The 16,092-nt window shown below is 41.8% G+C and carries 16 protein-coding genes and 1 rRNA gene; 7 read left to right on the forward strand and 10 right to left on the reverse strand.

The window, feature by feature from the left end; translation table 11 throughout:
* Window positions 1-107: ribosomal RNA gene (gene rrf, locus ACP7AK_RS13275) — 5S ribosomal RNA — on the forward strand; the annotation flags it as partial.
* A gap of 165 nt (window positions 108-272) precedes the next feature.
* Here the strand turns inward: rrf and ACP7AK_RS13280 are convergent.
* Window positions 273-1,655 (reverse strand): dihydrolipoyl dehydrogenase, encoded by a 1,383-nt coding sequence (locus ACP7AK_RS13280; protein ID WP_425880092.1) that lies wholly within the window; start codon window positions 1,653-1,655, stop codon window positions 273-275.
* A 171-nt stretch (window positions 1,656-1,826) separates the two neighbouring features.
* Between ACP7AK_RS13280 and ACP7AK_RS13285 the strand changes: the two genes are divergently transcribed.
* The gene (locus ACP7AK_RS13285; RefSeq protein WP_425880093.1) at window positions 1,827-6,299 is read left to right on the forward strand and encodes a hypothetical protein; all 4,473 of its coding nucleotides are present in this window, start codon (window positions 1,827-1,829) and stop codon (window positions 6,297-6,299) included.
* 155 nt (window positions 6,300-6,454) lie between these two features.
* Here ACP7AK_RS13285 and ACP7AK_RS13290 read toward each other — a convergent pair whose 3' ends face one another.
* Complete coding sequence (locus ACP7AK_RS13290) at window positions 6,455-6,877, reverse strand: beta-lactamase hydrolase domain-containing protein (protein WP_425880094.1); 423 nt, start codon at window positions 6,875-6,877, stop codon at window positions 6,455-6,457.
* Window positions 6,870-7,205, reverse strand: coding sequence for a TIGR01244 family sulfur transferase (locus ACP7AK_RS13295; RefSeq protein WP_004281596.1), 336 nt, complete (start codon window positions 7,203-7,205; stop codon window positions 6,870-6,872). Before ACP7AK_RS13295 ends, ACP7AK_RS13290 begins: the two co-directional genes overlap by 8 nt.
* Window positions 7,206-7,330: 125 nt before the next feature.
* Between ACP7AK_RS13295 and ACP7AK_RS13300 the strand changes: the two genes are divergently transcribed.
* The 3 genes from ACP7AK_RS13300 to ACP7AK_RS13310 are packed head-to-tail and all read left to right on the forward strand — an operon-like array spanning window position 7,331 to window position 9,105.
* Window positions 7,331-8,227, forward strand: coding sequence for an alpha/beta hydrolase (locus tag ACP7AK_RS13300; RefSeq protein ID WP_180038917.1), 897 nt, complete (start codon window positions 7,331-7,333; stop codon window positions 8,225-8,227).
* Window positions 8,228-8,659 carry a thioredoxin TrxC gene (gene trxC / locus ACP7AK_RS13305; protein WP_005101783.1) on the forward strand — a complete coding sequence of 144 codons (432 nt, stop codon included), beginning with the start codon at window positions 8,228-8,230 and terminating at the stop codon, window positions 8,657-8,659.
* A 5-nt stretch (window positions 8,660-8,664) separates the two neighbouring features.
* Complete coding sequence (locus tag ACP7AK_RS13310) at window positions 8,665-9,105, forward strand: acyl-CoA thioesterase (RefSeq protein WP_153566559.1); 441 nt, start codon at window positions 8,665-8,667, stop codon at window positions 9,103-9,105.
* A gap of 60 nt (window positions 9,106-9,165) precedes the next feature.
* Here ACP7AK_RS13310 and ACP7AK_RS13315 read toward each other — a convergent pair whose 3' ends face one another.
* On the reverse strand, window positions 9,166-9,669 hold the full coding sequence (locus ACP7AK_RS13315) for a DUF4442 domain-containing protein (protein ID WP_004645125.1): 504 nt from the start codon (window positions 9,667-9,669) through the stop codon (window positions 9,166-9,168).
* 25 nt (window positions 9,670-9,694) lie between these two features.
* A complete protein-coding gene (locus ACP7AK_RS13320; RefSeq protein WP_004281601.1) occupies window positions 9,695-10,183 on the reverse strand; it encodes a YajQ family cyclic di-GMP-binding protein in 489 nt (162 codons plus the stop codon).
* Window positions 10,184-10,275: 92 nt separating this feature from the next.
* Here ACP7AK_RS13320 and ACP7AK_RS13325 point away from each other — a divergent pair, with 92 nt between their 5' ends.
* Window positions 10,276-10,590: a rhodanese-like domain-containing protein gene (locus ACP7AK_RS13325; protein WP_425880095.1), complete on the forward strand. Its 315-nt coding sequence runs from the start codon at window positions 10,276-10,278 to the stop codon at window positions 10,588-10,590.
* A gap of 164 nt (window positions 10,591-10,754) precedes the next feature.
* Here ACP7AK_RS13325 and mnmC read toward each other — a convergent pair whose 3' ends face one another.
* The 4 genes from mnmC to ACP7AK_RS13345 are packed head-to-tail and all read right to left on the reverse strand — an operon-like array spanning window position 10,755 to window position 14,150.
* Complete coding sequence (mnmC, locus tag ACP7AK_RS13330; RefSeq protein ID WP_425880096.1) at window positions 10,755-12,653, reverse strand: FAD-dependent 5-carboxymethylaminomethyl-2-thiouridine(34) oxidoreductase MnmC; 1,899 nt, start codon at window positions 12,651-12,653, stop codon at window positions 10,755-10,757.
* Window positions 12,654-12,692: 39 nt separating this feature from the next.
* Window positions 12,693-13,202, reverse strand: a complete 510-nt coding sequence (locus ACP7AK_RS13335) for a hypothetical protein (RefSeq protein ID WP_425880097.1) — start codon at window positions 13,200-13,202, stop codon at window positions 12,693-12,695.
* A gap of 5 nt (window positions 13,203-13,207) precedes the next feature.
* Window positions 13,208-13,510 (reverse strand): YciI family protein, encoded by a 303-nt coding sequence (locus ACP7AK_RS13340; protein WP_425880098.1) that lies wholly within the window; start codon window positions 13,508-13,510, stop codon window positions 13,208-13,210.
* 28 nt (window positions 13,511-13,538) lie between these two features.
* Window positions 13,539-14,150, reverse strand: coding sequence for a septation protein IspZ (locus tag ACP7AK_RS13345; protein ID WP_004645132.1), 612 nt, complete (start codon window positions 14,148-14,150; stop codon window positions 13,539-13,541).
* A 44-nt stretch (window positions 14,151-14,194) separates the two neighbouring features.
* On the opposite strand from ACP7AK_RS13345, the gene ACP7AK_RS13350 reads away from it, so the two are divergent.
* Complete coding sequence (locus ACP7AK_RS13350; RefSeq protein WP_004281607.1) at window positions 14,195-15,046, forward strand: PHP domain-containing protein; 852 nt, start codon at window positions 14,195-14,197, stop codon at window positions 15,044-15,046.
* Window positions 15,047-15,130: 84 nt separating this feature from the next.
* On the opposite strand, the gene ACP7AK_RS13355 is transcribed toward ACP7AK_RS13350, so the two are convergent.
* Window positions 15,131-16,042 (reverse strand): bestrophin family protein, encoded by a 912-nt coding sequence (locus ACP7AK_RS13355; RefSeq protein WP_004281608.1) that lies wholly within the window; start codon window positions 16,040-16,042, stop codon window positions 15,131-15,133.
* Between the last annotated feature and the right edge of the window lie 50 nt (window positions 16,043-16,092).

The following is a 16,092-nucleotide window of genomic DNA, read 5'->3' on the forward strand; positions in this document are numbered from 1 at the left end:
CCATAGCAAGAGTGAACCACCTGATCCCTTCCCGAACTCAGAAGTGAAACCTCTTAGCGCTGATGGTAGTGTGGGGTTACCCATGTGAGAGTAAGTCATCGCCAGCTCATTATTCGAAACACCCCCGACCATAAGGCCGGGGGTGTTTTTTTATGCGTAGAATCATCATTTTGTATTTGAGATATATAAAGTTAATATTCTACATATTCTCAATATTAGGCTTCAGCAGTAGCCGACTTCGAAGAGTAAGTTTTTAATAGATTTCAGTTTCTTTATAGCAATGCATCAAACTGACGTCGAGCATGTTTAAAGGCAGTTCTAAGACCTTCTTCTAGCGTAGGGTGATAAAAAGGTTTCTTTAGGATCTGGTGAACATCCTGATCGGCATCAATCATCCAAGCCAGTAAATGGCCCAGATGCTCTGCTTGGGAACAGAAAAGTTCTGCACCCAATAATTTACCTGATTTCTTATCAATATAAACTTCTATTCCACCTGAGTTTTCTGCTAGAACCAGTGCACGTCCTTGATTTTCATAAGAGACGAATCCACCAATAAATTCGACGTGTTGATCTTCTAGCTGTTTAAAACTTTTTCCGACAATCGCCATTTCAGGATGACAAAATACAATCGCTAATGGAGTTAAGGCAGGAATAGGCTTTACATCCGGATAATTTAAACAATTATAAACCGCCTGTTTACCCGCATGCGCGGCTTCATGTTGAATGGGTGCATCAGGTGCGGCATCACCGACTATAAATATAGGTAGGTTTGCAAGTTGTTTGGTTTCTTTATCGATAGGAAGGTTTTTAATGTCCTTGAATGTTGAATTGAGTTGATCTAGGCCCAAATGATCTATATTGCTTTGTCGACCTGTGGCACCTAAAACATATTCAACTTCAATACTCTTAGTCTGATCATTTTCTGTAAAATTAATCTTTATTTTATCAGCTTGGATCTCAATCTCATTTGGTAAGGTTTTAAATTTGATATTGAGCTCTTTACTGAATTGCTCTTGGGCTAGTTTTTGTAAGATCGGGCTAGTTAAAGCACCTACTTTTTGACTACGCGCAAACATTGTGGTTTGTACACCCAGTCGTTGCATGGCTTGAGCTAATTCAATTGCAATGATTCCACTCCCGATTACTGCTAAAGACTTAGGTAATTGGGAAAATTCAAATATTTCATTGGAAGTGATATATTTTTCTTTTAATTTTTGCTTTAAAGCTTCATCAATATTGGGGCGTGAGCCTACAGCGACAATGAAACTTTTGGCCCGATATGATTGTCCATTGACTTCGATCGTTTGGGGATCAATAAATTTGGCTTTTCCGGAAATTTTATGTGAGCTGTCCCATTGATCGACACCTTTCAAGGTTGCACGAATAAAACGTTCTCTAAGGACATGCACACGTTGCATAACATCTGAAGTATCAATGACAGCGTTATGCTTTAAAGCAAGTTCTTCAGCAGTTTGAATATCATGCATGCGATTTGCAGAGGAGATTAGCAATTTACTTGGCATACAACCTACACGGGCACAGGTTGTATCCCACGAGCCATCATTGATAATTAAAATATTCTGGGTATATTTAATGGCTTCGTTATAAGCACTGATTCCTGCAGTGCCTGCGCCAATAATGATGAGGTCGTACATAGGATGATTACCAAGTCTCAAAACATAATTATTTATATTTATGGTTTACAATGTTTCTGGTGTAAATTATGTAACTAGATTGCTTATTTTTGCTAATTTGAGTAAATTTTGTGTAAAAGCCAGAAGACTAACTTGATGGCAGCTTAACTATTATATGCAGTGGGAAAAATCATGAGTTTGTTTATAAATTTAAAAAAACTTGGGGTCAATACAACAATCTTGGCAACTTCAATTTCTTTGGTTGCTTGTGGAGGGGGCGGTAGTGATGGGTATTATAATAATGGTTCATCTAGCGGTAATACGGAAGGAGGAAATACAAATGATAATAACCAGTCAGAAACAGAAACGTCAAATGTAGCAACGCATTTAACTCGAGCTCTACAGAATGCGAGTGGTCAAGAAATTCAACTTGCACCAGATAATTCAAAAGTTTATTTGGCGGTCAAAGCCTTAAATGCTGACAATGGTGGTATTGCCAACAAAAATATTCGCTTAACAATTGCGACAAATAAGTTTGGCGTAACCAGCACTAACTCTTTGGTTGCAACAGGCACCAATGGTGTAGCTATTTTTGAGATTAATGTACCTGAATTGGCAGAAGCTGAAGGTTCAGTGCAACTAACTGCTACAGTTGACGGCACTTCAGTTAGTATTCCCTACACTTTAAATATTAAGAAAAGTAGTACGATTGTCAGTGACTATAGAATCAATGTGACCCAGGGCACAGTATTAAATTTACCAAATGGCAGTGTTGATGTCACTGCGACTGTAACAGATGCTAAGGGTGGTATTAAAGCGAATCAGTCTGTTACTTTAAATATGCCTGAAGCGATGCGCGGTAAATTTATTATCACTAATGGCGCAGCAACTCAACAAACAAATGCTCAGGGTGAGGTGAAATATACACTTAAAGTGAGTAGTAATTTTACATCAGCTGATCTTGCTACTTTCGCGGGTAAGTCTGAAACATTAAGTTTTTTGCTAGTTGATGAACATAAAGCTGAAAAAACCGCAATAGCAAATTTAACATTTAAAGACACATCTCAGATTGTCTCAACTCTCTCAGTAATTAAGCCAGATCAGGCTGTTGCTGCGAAAAGTACAACACCTGTAAAAATCCAAGTATTAGCAAAGAATGATCAACATGAGCCGTTAAGTGGAAAAGAGATTCGTTTGAGCTTTACAAAGGATGAGCTCGCGTATGGCGTTAAACTCAATAATGCGACTGCTAAAACGAATGCACAAGGTATTGCAGAATTTACGATTAGCACGGCCGATGTTACACATCCACTTGCTTTATCCGACACAGGTATTTCGTTAAGTGCAACCTATACAGATGGTATTAACCTTGAGTCTGGTAGCGTTATTGTTGATGTAGTAACAGAAAATACAAATGCTTCAGATGCCGATGCTATTCAGCGTTTAGAAATTGCATCTTCATATAAAGTGAATGCAAAAAATGACTCAGTTGCTGTAACTGTTAAGGCAATTAATAATAAAGGCTTAGCAGCAACTAAAGGTAAGGTTAAACTTGACTTAAATGCTGAGGCAACATCAAATGGTGTAACATTGGATGGGGCTGCGGAAAAAGACTTGGTGAACGGGTTTGCCACTTTTAATATTAAGACTAATGCCCAAACACCTGCTGCAGTAGAAGCATTGGTAAAAGCAGGAATTAAAGCTAATTTTACGACTGATAATGGTGTAAGCAATTCTATTGCTATTACAGTTGCTAATGAAGAAGTTTCTGAAGAAGCGACGCGCTATTTAGCTATAGATCCAATCACTTCTTCGACAGATCCAAAACTAGCGGTATTTGATTATACAAAAACTCAAACTTTCACAGTTAAAGTGAAGGCAGTCGGTGTAAACGGTAGTGCACTAATTGGCGAAACTGTGTCTTTGAATATTGCAGGGTCTTTAAGTGATGAACAGTTGCAAGATTTAGGCTTGAGTCATACAGGTCAGTCTTCTAAACAGACTGAAGCCGATAGTTATGCCACTTTTACTCTTGCTTACAAGGCGAATTTATCGCCTGAGCAAGCTGCTTTAGCGATTCAAGGTGTACCGTTAGTTGCGACTTCAGAAAATGGTAAGACACAAACATTGCGTTTGAATTTTAAAGCACCGACAGAGCAAGGTGTGATTGATCTAGATCATTTTACTGTTGATATGTTGGGAGACATGACTTTAACAGTTGGTCAAGAGCAAACATTAACTGTTAATGTCACCGCAAAAGGTACAGATGGCGAATTACTTAAAAATCAGCTGATCAGTATTGGTTTAAATGATGCAGCATTAAATAATGGTGTGAGTTACGTTTCTACGCAAGCTATTCGCACAGATGAAAATGGTCATGCAAAATTTACAATTAAAGTAAAAGCGAGCAATGTAACTGAACTCACGAATCTAATTGCGAATGGTTTAACGGTAGTCGTGAAATCAACTCGTACAGATGGTTCCGCATTTACTGTTACAAAGAAAGTTGATGTTGCACAACCACCAGTCGTTTTACCAGAGCTTGCAGGTCTTGATATTGCATATGTAGGTAATATTCAAACTGTGTCAGTGTTGGGTGGTGAAGTTCGTGTTAAAGTTGTTGCGAAAGATAAAGACAATGCCATTATTCCAAATACACCAATTCAAATTGCTTTATCTTCGTTAACTAGCTCACGTGTGTCTTTATCTTCTAACTCGGCTGTAACCAACAGCAATGGTGAAGCAGAATTTACTGTTCGAGTTGCTGAAGGTGCGTACGATGCAAACTTGATTAAAAATGGTATCGTTTTTGCGGTAGTCGGCACAAGTTTAAATAACCCGAATGACCGTTTACAGCAAACCGGTTCAATTCAAGTTGAGATTCCAAAGGATTCTGTAAACTTACGTTTAACAGCAGATCAATCTAATTTGGAATTAGGTAAGAGCTATACAGTGCAAGTAGCCGTTAAGGACGAGCTTGGAGCAAATTCAGCTTATCCTGTGAATTTGGCATTGAATACTGAAGCAATTACAGCTGGTGTGAAACTGAGTGCAGATTTAGTTTCTACGTCAGCTAATGGACAATTACCAGTAACTCTTACATTACCTAAAGATATTTCAGCTGTTGCAAAACAAGCTTTATTAGACAAGGGTATTCAGGTTAAAGGCATTATCACTAACCCTAAAGGTGAAAAGCTTGAAACTACGCTTAGCTTTACGGTAACTGAAGCGATTAACACGAATCACTTAACAATACTGAGTTCTAAAGCGAATTTAAGCACTGCCGGTGACCGTTCAATTATAACTGTTGCATTATTAGATCGAAATAACCAGCCAGTTCGTAATCAGCCAGTAAGGCTGTCTGCAAATAACGCAGCTACATTAATTATTGGTACACCAGGAAGTGGGCATCCAACCAATACCAGCGAACCTCAAACAGTGATTACGGATTCAAACGGTAATGCGTTCTTCTCGGTTGAGATTGATGGAAGTACAGTTGATGCTGATTTATTGATTGCAAGTGGAATCGAGCTAACTGCAAGTCATACTAATGAAGCAGGTACAGTAACTCAAATACACCATTTAACAGCATTTACACCTGCACCTATTGTGACTCCAACACCTCAACCACAGCCTGCACGTTATAGTCTACGTGTTGCAGCTGCTAAACCAATCATGAATGTACGTAATGATATCACGGATGTTACTGTGACTTTGGTTGATACTAATGGTGGTGGCGTAGCTGATAAGTACGTTGAATTGGCTATTGAGAATTTTGCACTTAACGGCGCAATAATTGTAGGAGCATCAGGTTTAACCACAGATGCCAACGGACAAGCCGTATTTAAAGTACAAGTAGATGAGCGTGAACGAGATGGAAATTATGATGCCGCAACATTTGCAAATGAAGATTTACGTTTAACAGCGAAATTTACAGAAAATGGCTTTATTGATGCGACTCAAGTAACCCAAGTGGATATTGTTCAGGCGGCAGTACAAAATCCAAGAGCATCGATTGTAATTGCGGTTAATAATATTGAGGTTTATTCTTTAACTGAAAGTGGTAATGTTTATTACACAAGAAATCTATCTGCAAGCGTAATTGACTTCGATGGTAAACCACTGGCAAATCAAGAAGTAACACTTGATATTACCCCAATTTCTTATATTAAAGGGCGCAATTTATGGGCATTAGCACCTGTACCAACACAAGACCCAGCAATGAAATGGGTCTTTGGTAATCAGCAATATTATCTAAATAATATTGCTATTAATAATAATGGTACACCAAACGATCCTAACGATGACACTTTATTCCCAACGGTTACTAATAATGTCACTTCATGTGCTGCTAGCGCTGATGGAACTGCAGTAAATGGGGTGCCAGTTAAAGTTGTAAGTTTTACTAAGTCGAGTGCTGCATTAGCTAATACTGTAACATATGTTACGGATTCAGAAGGTAAATTTGATTTTAGTATTCGTTATCCAAAAAATTATGCTCAATGGCTAAATGTAAGAGTTGGTGCATCTTCTACGATAGCGAGTTTACCAACACGTACAACTTATGATCTTGGTTTACCATCATTATCAACAGATTACTCTACAGATGGTACAACATCTCCAAACGAGGTCAGTCCATACGGTATCACTACTAACTGTAATTAAGGTAATTAAAAAACAGCGCTTCGGCGCTGTTTTTTATGGGGACTGAAGTTTTAAAAACTTAAATTGATGTTCCCACATTCACACCCACAGTCGGCTTCAAATTCATTGAACTACAACCGACAAAGGTCAAGCTTAGACATAACACGACCAAAATTTTATTCATGAATCAATCCTTGAGATTTAGCCTGATTAAACAAAGCAACCGAACGTGTGCCGCTTCGGCAAACCATCAAAATCGGTTTAGGCAGCTCATTATAATATCGAGCAAATTCTTCAATATTCGCCTGAGAAAGTTGGCCATTCATTACAGGCTGATAAATCACACTCACTTGAGATTTCTCTGCAATGGAGCGTAATTGACTCACCGTGACACTATTACCAGTTTCCTGATCAGGACGATTTACAATCACAGATTTGAAACCTTGCTGAATCAATTGCTGAAACTTGCTTGGTGTCATTTGCCCCGTAACACTCACCGTAGAGGTCAGCGCACGGCTAAGATCATTTGCAGCAAAAACAGGTGTAATACAGCTAAAATAGGTTGCCAGTACCACACCTTTCCAGAACGACTTAATCATCCAGCAGGTCCATCTGTTTTGCCAGTTGATATAAGTTATTCGAGCGGTTTCCAGTACGACAGAACATCAAGATCGGTTTTGGTAACTCATTATAATGATTGGCAAAAGTGCGTACATCAAGCTCAGTAATCTGACCGGCTACTACTGGCTGGAATACATAATCCAGACCGGCATTGCGTGCAGCTTCCTCGATTTGTGCACTGGTCGGCTGCTCGGAACCCCCTTCCATGTCCGGACGGTTGTTGATAATCGATTTAAAACCTTTCTCAACCACTTGAGTTACGTGTTCCGGACCAATTTGACCAGCAAAACCTACATTTTCGCTCATGACGCCACTCCATCATTTCATTTATATCGATATGCTTTATGATAGCATTAAGCTGAAAACATGCTGAACCTGTTCTGAAATTTTTATAAATGATGATAACCATAAGATAACGCAATGGAGCGCGTATGCAGGCTTATACAGTTGAACCACTGTATGTCAAAAGCGGTCAGGAAGTGATTGCTGCAGATTTTTATCGGCCTAAAAATATAGAAAAACCGGCCGTAATCCTGATGGCTCATGGTCTGGCTGCCTTACGTCAATTTAAACTGGTGCAATATGCCCAGCGTTTTGCCAGTGCCGGCTATGCGGTGGTTTTATTTGACTATCGCTATTGGGGCGGCAGCACTGGGCGTCCACGTGAACTGGTGTCGATCAATGCCCAGCTCGATGACTGGCGAACCATGATCAGACATATTCAGGAACGCAAATCGATTGACAGTAAACGGATCGTGCTCTGGGGTACGGCCTTAAGTGGTGGGCATGTATTGACACTTGCAGCAGAGCTGAAAAATATTCAGGCGGCGATGGTACAGGTGCCTTTTGTCGATGGGGCTGAAAGTGCCCAACTATATCCTTTACAGCAACTCCCCAAGGCGCTTAAAGTTTCCAGTCAGGATTATATGGGGGCCAAGGTTGGTATGGCACCAAAAACCTTACCTGTAGTTGATCCGCATGAGCTATGTTTTATGCCGACACAGGACAGTTATGAAGGTTATCTGTCGATTGTCAATCCGGATTATTACTGGAGTGGTCACATTCCTGCACGGGCATTCTTTCAGCTGATGCGTTATCGGCCAATTCAGAAAGTAAGAAAGATTAACATTCCAGTCCTGTTTATTGCGGCAAAACTGGATAGTCTGATTCCCATTGAATCGAGTCGGGAAACTGCGACCAATATTGCACCATTTGTGCAATATCATGAGTGGAATATCCGGCATTTTGATATTTATCATGGGGAATGGTTTGAAAAAGCAGTTTCGACCCAATTAGAATTCTTACATCAACATATTGGAGTGCGCTAGATGATTATTGTATGTCCGGAATGTCTGGCCAAAAACCGTGTCCCTGAAGATAAACTCACTGCCAACCCTGCTTGTGGTCAATGTCATCAAGCCCTGATTCCACTGGTACCAATTGAGCTGAATGAGCAGAATTTCAGCCAGTTTGTCACGCATAGTGACTTGCCAATCCTGATTGATCTCTGGGCAGAATGGTGTGGTCCCTGTAAAATGATGGCACCGCATTTTGCGACTGTCGCCCAGCAATATCCAAATGTGGTTTTTGCAAAAATTGATACAGAAGCGAATCCTCGCTTAAGTTCGGCATTTAATGTTCGCAGTATTCCGACGCTGGTGTTGATGAATAAAAGCAACGAAATTGCTAGAATAAGCGGTGCATTACGGTCAAGCGAGCTGCAAAAATGGCTTGATCAGCAGTTAAATACCCAACCCTAATTCAAATGCCTGGAGTGAAAGTGTCAGATTCTCAAGTAAGACCAGAGGGGATTCTTTCCCTACAGACGATCGCAATGCCTGCAGATACCAACTGGAGTGGTGATGTCTTTGGTGGCTGGATCGTTTCACAAATGGACTTGGCAGGCGCGATTCACGCAGAACGATTTTCAAAGGGACGTTGTGCCACGATTTCGATTAATCAGATGACTTTTCTGGTACCGGTAAAAGTCGGAGACGTGATTAGTTGTTATACCAAAATTCTCAAAGTTGGCAAGACATCTATCCAGATGGAAATCGAGGTTTGGGATAGCCATGATGATTCACGCCCCCCAATTCGGGTAACTGAAGGTGTGTTTACCTTTGTTGCTGTAGATGTCAAAGGCAACAAACGTCTGATTCCAGAAGAAGCGAAACAGAAGCTTTTAGAATCGCAAACAGCACAATGATGACTTGAAATAAAAAATCCCAGATTTAATGTCTGGGATTTTTTTGTCTAAAAGAAGAAATTATGATTTCTTGAGCTGGCTCTTGGCAATCCAAGCCCAGAGCATTTCACATTGAATGGGGGCTTCACCTGATTCATCCGTGACGGTGACCTGAACCAGGGTTTCACCTTTATCCGAGTTTTGCATCAGGGCTTGCTGCTCCGACGTGAGCGTAGCAACAGCAGTCATGGCACCGCGTGTCGGGCGCTTAAAATCAACCTTTAAGCTTTTGATCAGTACAATTGCTGTATCCGGAACATTCATTGCCGTCACAAAGCCGGTCGCTGTTTCTGCCAGCAGGGCCATTGCACATGCATGGATTTGTCCGATATGGTTCTGCATGGCTTTATGATTGGCCATACTTACTACCACTTTGGACGCACTCATTTCCTCATAACGAATCTTGGCAGAGCCGACCATCGGGACCACCCGGCCAAAAGTTTTACTTAACAAAGCAGTACGAATGCCTTGCGGTAATCGTGCAGTGGCTTTGACTAATCTGGCTAATCGGTTGTTCTTTGCCATAATTCCTTCTACAGACGTTGCTGTCTTAATCTTTAAAGTTATTGAACTGTAAAGGCAAACCAAATTGCTGTTCTTTCAAGAATGCCATTACTTGCTGCAATGTATCGCGTTTTTTATCAGTCACACGAATCTTGTCGCCCTGAATAGAAGATTGCGCCTTAATCCCACTTTCTTTAATGGCTTTATTAATTTTTTTTGCGGTATCTGAGTCAAGACCATCTTTAAGCTTGATGACCTGAATCACATTTTTGCCAGAAGCCGTCATTTTTTGTGGATCAAGCGCCTGAATATCGACTTTGCGTTTAAAGAAATGACTTTCCAGCATGCTATAGACTTGTTCACACTGGAAATCGCTTTCAGTCGAGATTTTGATTTCCTTGTTTTTTTCATTCAGTTCAATAGAAACGTCCTGACCACGGAAATCAAAGCGGGTCGCAATTTCTTTTTGGGTGTTTTGAACTGCATGATTTACTTCAAAAATTTCTAATTCAGAAACAATATCGAAAGAAGGCATAGTTTAGACCTTTACAAAGGGAAAGAATATCTGAGATGCTAGGGATGTTTTCTTCATTTGCCAAGTGTTGTTTTACATCAAAGGAGTGCGCAATGATCCGTAAACAAGAAATTACAACATTTGAGTTCCCAGAAAATGCAATTATCTGGGATGTACGCGATTCAAGTGCTTATGCTGAAGCACACGTGAAAGGGGCGGTGAATCAGCCCATTAACGATCTTTCAGCAGAAAGCCTAACTCAGGTGTCAGCGGATCAACCCATTTACATCTTGTGTGGTGGGGGCAGTAAAGCTCCACGTGCTGCGGAAAAACTAGAGGGTTTTGACGGCTCACGTGAATATGTCATTCTGATGGGTGGTACTCGTGCTGCCCGTGATGCAGGCTTACCGCTTGAACAGGGTGCATAAGCATTCTGTCAAAAAAAGCGCCGCAAGGCGCTTTTTTAATGGGTGAGATTTAATCCCTCCCTTTTCTGAAGGGAGGAGCTACATGTATTCTATTTGTTCATAAAAGTGGAGAAAAGTTCCCCTTTTTAAAGGGGGATTTAGGGGGGAATCATTCAAAATGGTAATTAAACTTGTAGCTTAAAATACGGTTTCTTCATTTTCACTTTCTTTTGAAAACGGGTCACACTGAGTTTTTTTACTAAACTGGATGGCACCGGACAGGCTTCGCAGAGAATCTGGGCTACCAGAATTTCACTACAGAGCGGCGCAAACAGAAAGCCTTTAGAACCGAGACCAGCAAAGCTATAAACTTCCTCATCCGCTTTCATTTTACCCAGTAGGGGAAAATAATCCTGACTTTGCGCGCGTACCGATGCACGACCTTGCCAGGTATCGGTAGAAGCTAATGACTGTGCATATTCTGGGAATACACTGTGGATCAATTCGTAGTTGTGTACATGGTCTTCTGCTAACACCTCGATATCATCTCGACCTGGATAGAAAGAAGCACCCAAGATCAGATGTTCAGCATCCAGCTGCATACAATAGCCACCGTAGCTATAGGCTGTATTTTGGCTTAAAGGTTGAGTTTTATTGTTGAGCCAACTGACCTGTCCACGAATCGGTTTCAGAGCCGGATAATCTGCAAAGAATTGTGTTGTATCTCGCGCAGTACAGACAATCACATGATCAAATTCACCTAGATCCTGTTCATCTGAAAATAGCTGAGGTTTTGTAGTAGCTTCAATATGGCTAATTTTGGCCTGTTGATATCGGATATTTACATTCTGTAGAATTTCATCACGCAATTGAGGCGGTGAAACCACACCAGCTTCTAACAGTTTTAAACTTGGAAATTCGGTTTGAACCTCTTGATCTTCTGTATCTTTTACAGTAAGAATTTTTTCTGGATATTCGTCTGCCAATCCTAAAAGCTGTTCAGGATTTTTTAAGGCCAGTTGATTGACCTGAATCGGGCGGAAAGCTTTAAATTTTTGATAATGATTTAAGGCATGTTGCCAAGCCAATGTCATCAGATGTTCACCGCTTTGCTCAACTGGACAGAGTTTGGGATTGAGCAAAGCCAGTGGATTGCCAGAACCTCCTGAGAGTGGCGCTGACTGGTCGTAAATCGTAACCTGATGACCACGTTGAGCGAATGCCCAGGCCGTACTTAAACCAGCGATTCCAGCGCCAATTACAGCGATTTGGCGAGGTTTGATATTGGTCTCTGTATCTTGCTCAGTTTTTTTTTGAGTGATTTCTTGTATTAATGAACTTTCAGTCTCTTCAGCTGGCTTCCAGATCGCTTTCAGCATTTCACGCTTGTGCTTAAAACCACGTGGACGGGAAATTGAAATCCCATGATTTTTTAAGCCACGTTTTAAAACGCCAGCAACACTGAAAGAGGCGAAAGTGGTGCCGATCTCGGATAAACGCACAATATTATTTAAAACATTTTCTTCCCACATATCCGGATTGCAGGAAGGCGCAAAGCCATCCAGAAACCAGGCGTTCACCGGCGCAGTTTTTTCTATTACCGGGAAAACATCATATGCATCACCCAGCCATAGATCCAGACTGAATCGATCTTCAGGAAAACTGAGGCGATGACAGCCGGCAATTGGCATCGGGTATTGAGAGATGAGTTGATCCGCTAAAGGCTTGAGTTCTGACCAGGCATTTAAGGCTCGAATCAGATCAGCTTTGGAAAGAGGAAATTTTTCAACTGAAATCGCATGCAGATGACTGTGATTATCCGGACGCACCTGTTGCCAGAGCTGCCACAAGGCCAGAATATTTAAACCAGTACCGAAACCCGTTTCACCGACACAGAAATATTCAAAAGGTTTTAAATCTGCCAGACGCGTCGTGAGATCATTGCCATTTAAAAAGACATGCCGGGTTTCCAGCAAGCCATTGTCTTTGGAAAAATACACATCACCAAATTGCTTGGACATAGGCACATCAATGCCATCCACCAATTGCCAATCCAGATCGGCAGTTTGAATTGCGTGCGACAAAACGGGTACGACCTTAAAGATATCGGGAAGGGCTATAGCTTACCATTGACGACGACGTTTGGTATAAACATAGCTCGCGATCAGAAAGCCCAGCAGCACACCTACTGCCAATGTTGCAGCGCCGTAGAGGAACATCTGCGCACTGCGTTCACTTTGCAGCACCTGTACCTGCACCCCAAGATTATCATTCTTGAGCTGTAATTCTTGATTTTGCGATAGTGCTTCCAGATTGGCTTTTTCCAGTTGCTGCAAACGGGTGGCCTGATCTTTGACCAAAGCTTTCACCTTGGCATCTTGCTGGGCTTTGAGCTTGGCGATTTCTTCTGCAGTTAATGGCTTATTCTCGGCAGGTGGCACCGGCTGGGCAGAAGATGCTACGGCAGGAATAATGGCAGGTTTCAGCGTAGACTGGGTTTGGGAAGTCACCGCTGTCCCTTGAGGTTGTGCTGTCTGATTTTCCTGAGTCACAGGAGCAGGCGCAACTTCGACTGCCCATACTGGAGAAATCATAAAACATAGGCCAATGATACTGGCAGTAACAACACGCATGAACCTTATCCTTGAGGGAATGCTTTATTGAATGGTTTAACATCGATGTGTTCGTACACACCTTCTTTTAAGAAAGGTTCATCCTGTAGCCATGTATCCAGCGCTTCACGACTGTCAAAGTCGACAATAATGGTACTGCCATAAAAACCGGCCTGTGGATTGGCTGGATCCTTAGGCATGGCACCTGCAACAATCAGGTGGCCTTCAGCATTTAACTGTTCCAGACGTGCAAGATGTTGTGGACGAATCGCGAGGCGTTTTTCAACTGTACCTTCCCGATCGGTACAGCTAACGACGAATAATGGCATGATGACTCTCAATCGTTTGTAGTTGGACTTATTCAGCGGTCTTAAAGTATTTGCGCAATACAATAAACTGAATAATGATAAAGGAAAACATCACGATCATGTCACCGAATGCGGTAAATTCACCCCAATATTTTCCATCCATCCACAAATAGGCGAAAAAGGTATGCAGAAATGACATCAGTACGAACATGGCAACCCAAGCATAGTTCAGCTTGAACCAGCCTTTTTCGCTTAGATTGAATACTGGACCAAATAACCGCTGGATCAGAGGCTTTTTATCCTTGCTAAACCAAGGGGATAATAAAAAGACCCCGGCAAAGACCAGATTCAGTAACACGGCTTTTAGACGGATATAAAAATCATCGCTGAGGATCAGGGTGATGCCACCAAAAATCACCGTCATAAACAAGACAATCCATTGCTGTTTGTCCAGACGGAATTTTTGCATGACAAATAACGCACCATAGACGACCAGCATGGAAATAATCAGACCTGTGGTTGCAACAAGAATATTATTATTGTCGACACCCCCCGCAGAACCGATCAATTGCAGCAATTGATGGTCAGTGTCTTTTGGATCTACAGTTTTATATAAATAAAAGAAAATAATGAGTGGCACAAAGTCTAAAAGTGCTTTCATGTTAGAGTATCTAAATCTGATCAAATAAATGTCATAGTATAGAGATGCACGGCGTAGATTTACATACACATAGTAATATTTCTGATGGAACTTTCAGTCCTCAGCAATTGGTCGAAGCGGCTGTGGAAAAACTCGTCCATACTTTGGCCCTGACGGATCATGATACCATGGACGGTTTGGCATTGGCTGAGGAAGCCGCTAAAAATCATGAGATTAAGATCATTTCTGGGGTAGAAATATCCAGCCAGTGGTCACGTCCTGCCACCAAAAAAAACTATGGCGTGCATATCGTCGCGCTAAATATGCAAAATCCTGAGCCTTTACAAAAAGCCCTCAATCAGCAAAAGAAAATCCGGGCTGAACGCTCTAAACAGATTTGTGATCTGCTGGTTCCTTTAATTGGGGAGGATATTTATGCTGATGTACTGACCAAAGTCGACCATATCCCTGATCGGGTGACACGGACACATATTGCCAAAACGCTGGTAGAAAAGGGGATTGTGACCCGTCCGCAACAGGCCTTTGATAAATACATCAAGGAAGGCAAGAAAGCTTATGTCAAATTTGATGGCTTGAGTCTTGAAGACACGATTCAGGTGATTCATGAAAGTGGCGGCTTCGCCGTGCTGGCACATCCGACCAAATATGATTTATCTGCGACCAATATCCGCTACCTGATTGAAATCTTTGCCAAGTTCGGTGGAGATGCGGTGGAACTACCCCCGGCAATTGAGCCAAGTTCCACCCGGCAGATGGTGGATCGAATGATTGCTGAACATGATCTTAAAGTTTCGATTGGCAGTGATTTTCATGGCGATCATATGCCCTGGATTAAACTCGGTAATGTCCCGAGTCTTAAACCGGGGCAGGTCGGAATTTGGGAGAGTTTTGTTTAGTCATTCCTTTACCTCGATCTTTTTCATTTGAGAGAAGATTTTCCCTTCGCTACTAATAGCAAAGGGCGAGGAAAGAATTATAAATTATAGCAAATTATGATCTTTGGCCTGAATCGGTGGTGGCGTTGGTTTACCCAACGTTCCTAATAGTTCAATTTCAATGGTACGCACCATCGAGTCCAGAGGCAAGTCGTTGCTTTGAGTACCAAAAGGCTCTTCAATTTCCGAACTTAAAGCATCCAGTCCCAAAAAGGTATAGGCCAAAATTCCGACCAGCAAAGGCGTAAACAGACCAAGCGTTGAACCCAGACTAAAAGGCAAAATAAAACAGAAAAAATAGACGGTGCGGTTGAGCAAGACCGAATAGGCAAAAGGCAAAGGCGTTGTTGCAATCCGGTCACAACCAGTCTGGACAATACTTAGTTCTGCTACATGATTATTCATCTGCATATAGATGATGTCGGAGATTTCACCTTCTTTGAGCGCCTGCATTAACTCCCATTGAATCAGGCTTAAGGTATATTGCGGCGCATTGGCCTGCTGATAGAGCTGGGTCACAGCCTGCTGGCTCATGCCGCTGGTTTCCACAAGTTCCGTCGGATTGGCTGTCTGATGGCGTAGCCGGTCACGGAGGACATTGGCAAAGACAATCACATGCTGAATTACACGTTCACGGCGACCTTGAGACAGCATCCGGCAATCACGGTCAAAATGACGTGAATTGGCAATCAAAATGCCCCAAAGTTTGCGCGCTTCCCACCAGCGGTCATAACAGGCCGAGTTCTTAAATCCGAGAAAGATCGACAGTACCACTCCAATCAGGGTAAAGCCGACCAGGGGTAATTCTGGAAAATGAAAATAACCAATATGTGATAAGCCACCGATGATGGCTGACATCAGCATTACCACGCCCAAAGGTGGCAAAACTTTAGGTAAAATCGTCCCTCGCCAGGAAAACAGCAGTTTAAAAACAGTTGGCTGGTCACGTACGATCATTTATTGGAATCATCACAATTTTTTTCATGATCTTGTGGAGTTGTGCCTGC

This window comes from Acinetobacter sp. TWP2-2-3 (assembly GCF_049896445.1).
GTDB lineage: Bacteria > Pseudomonadota > Gammaproteobacteria > Pseudomonadales > Moraxellaceae > Acinetobacter.

What these genes read in the sequence shown, in the direction of transcription:
- ACP7AK_RS13280 (WP_425880092.1), bottom strand. Translation starts at nt 1,655, where the DNA reads ATGTACGACCTCATCATTATTGGCGCAGGCACTGCAGGAATCAGTGCT.
- ACP7AK_RS13355 (WP_004281608.1), bottom strand. Translation starts at nt 16,042, where the DNA reads ATGATCGTACGTGACCAGCCAACTGTTTTTAAACTGCTGTTTTCCTGG.
- ACP7AK_RS13335 (WP_425880097.1), bottom strand. Translation starts at nt 13,202, where the DNA reads ATGCGTGTTGTTACTGCCAGTATCATTGGCCTATGTTTTATGATTTCT.
- ACP7AK_RS13285 (WP_425880093.1), top strand. Translation starts at nt 1,827, where the DNA reads ATGAGTTTGTTTATAAATTTAAAAAAACTTGGGGTCAATACAACAATC.
- ACP7AK_RS13345 (WP_004645132.1), bottom strand. Translation starts at nt 14,150, where the DNA reads ATGAAAGCACTTTTAGACTTTGTGCCACTCATTATTTTCTTTTATTTA.
- trxC (WP_005101783.1), top strand. Translation starts at nt 8,228, where the DNA reads ATGATTATTGTATGTCCGGAATGTCTGGCCAAAAACCGTGTCCCTGAA.
- ACP7AK_RS13350 (WP_004281607.1), top strand. Translation starts at nt 14,195, where the DNA reads ATGCACGGCGTAGATTTACATACACATAGTAATATTTCTGATGGAACT.
- ACP7AK_RS13290 (WP_425880094.1), bottom strand. Translation starts at nt 6,877, where the DNA reads ATGATTAAGTCGTTCTGGAAAGGTGTGGTACTGGCAACCTATTTTAGC.
- ACP7AK_RS13325 (WP_425880095.1), top strand. Translation starts at nt 10,276, where the DNA reads ATGATCCGTAAACAAGAAATTACAACATTTGAGTTCCCAGAAAATGCA.
- ACP7AK_RS13315 (WP_004645125.1), bottom strand. Translation starts at nt 9,669, where the DNA reads ATGGCAAAGAACAACCGATTAGCCAGATTAGTCAAAGCCACTGCACGA.
- ACP7AK_RS13310 (WP_153566559.1), top strand. Translation starts at nt 8,665, where the DNA reads ATGCCTGGAGTGAAAGTGTCAGATTCTCAAGTAAGACCAGAGGGGATT.
- ACP7AK_RS13340 (WP_425880098.1), bottom strand. Translation starts at nt 13,510, where the DNA reads ATGCCATTATTCGTCGTTAGCTGTACCGATCGGGAAGGTACAGTTGAA.
- ACP7AK_RS13300 (WP_180038917.1), top strand. Translation starts at nt 7,331, where the DNA reads ATGCAGGCTTATACAGTTGAACCACTGTATGTCAAAAGCGGTCAGGAA.
- ACP7AK_RS13295 (WP_004281596.1), bottom strand. Translation starts at nt 7,205, where the DNA reads ATGAGCGAAAATGTAGGTTTTGCTGGTCAAATTGGTCCGGAACACGTA.
- ACP7AK_RS13320 (WP_004281601.1), bottom strand. Translation starts at nt 10,183, where the DNA reads ATGCCTTCTTTCGATATTGTTTCTGAATTAGAAATTTTTGAAGTAAAT.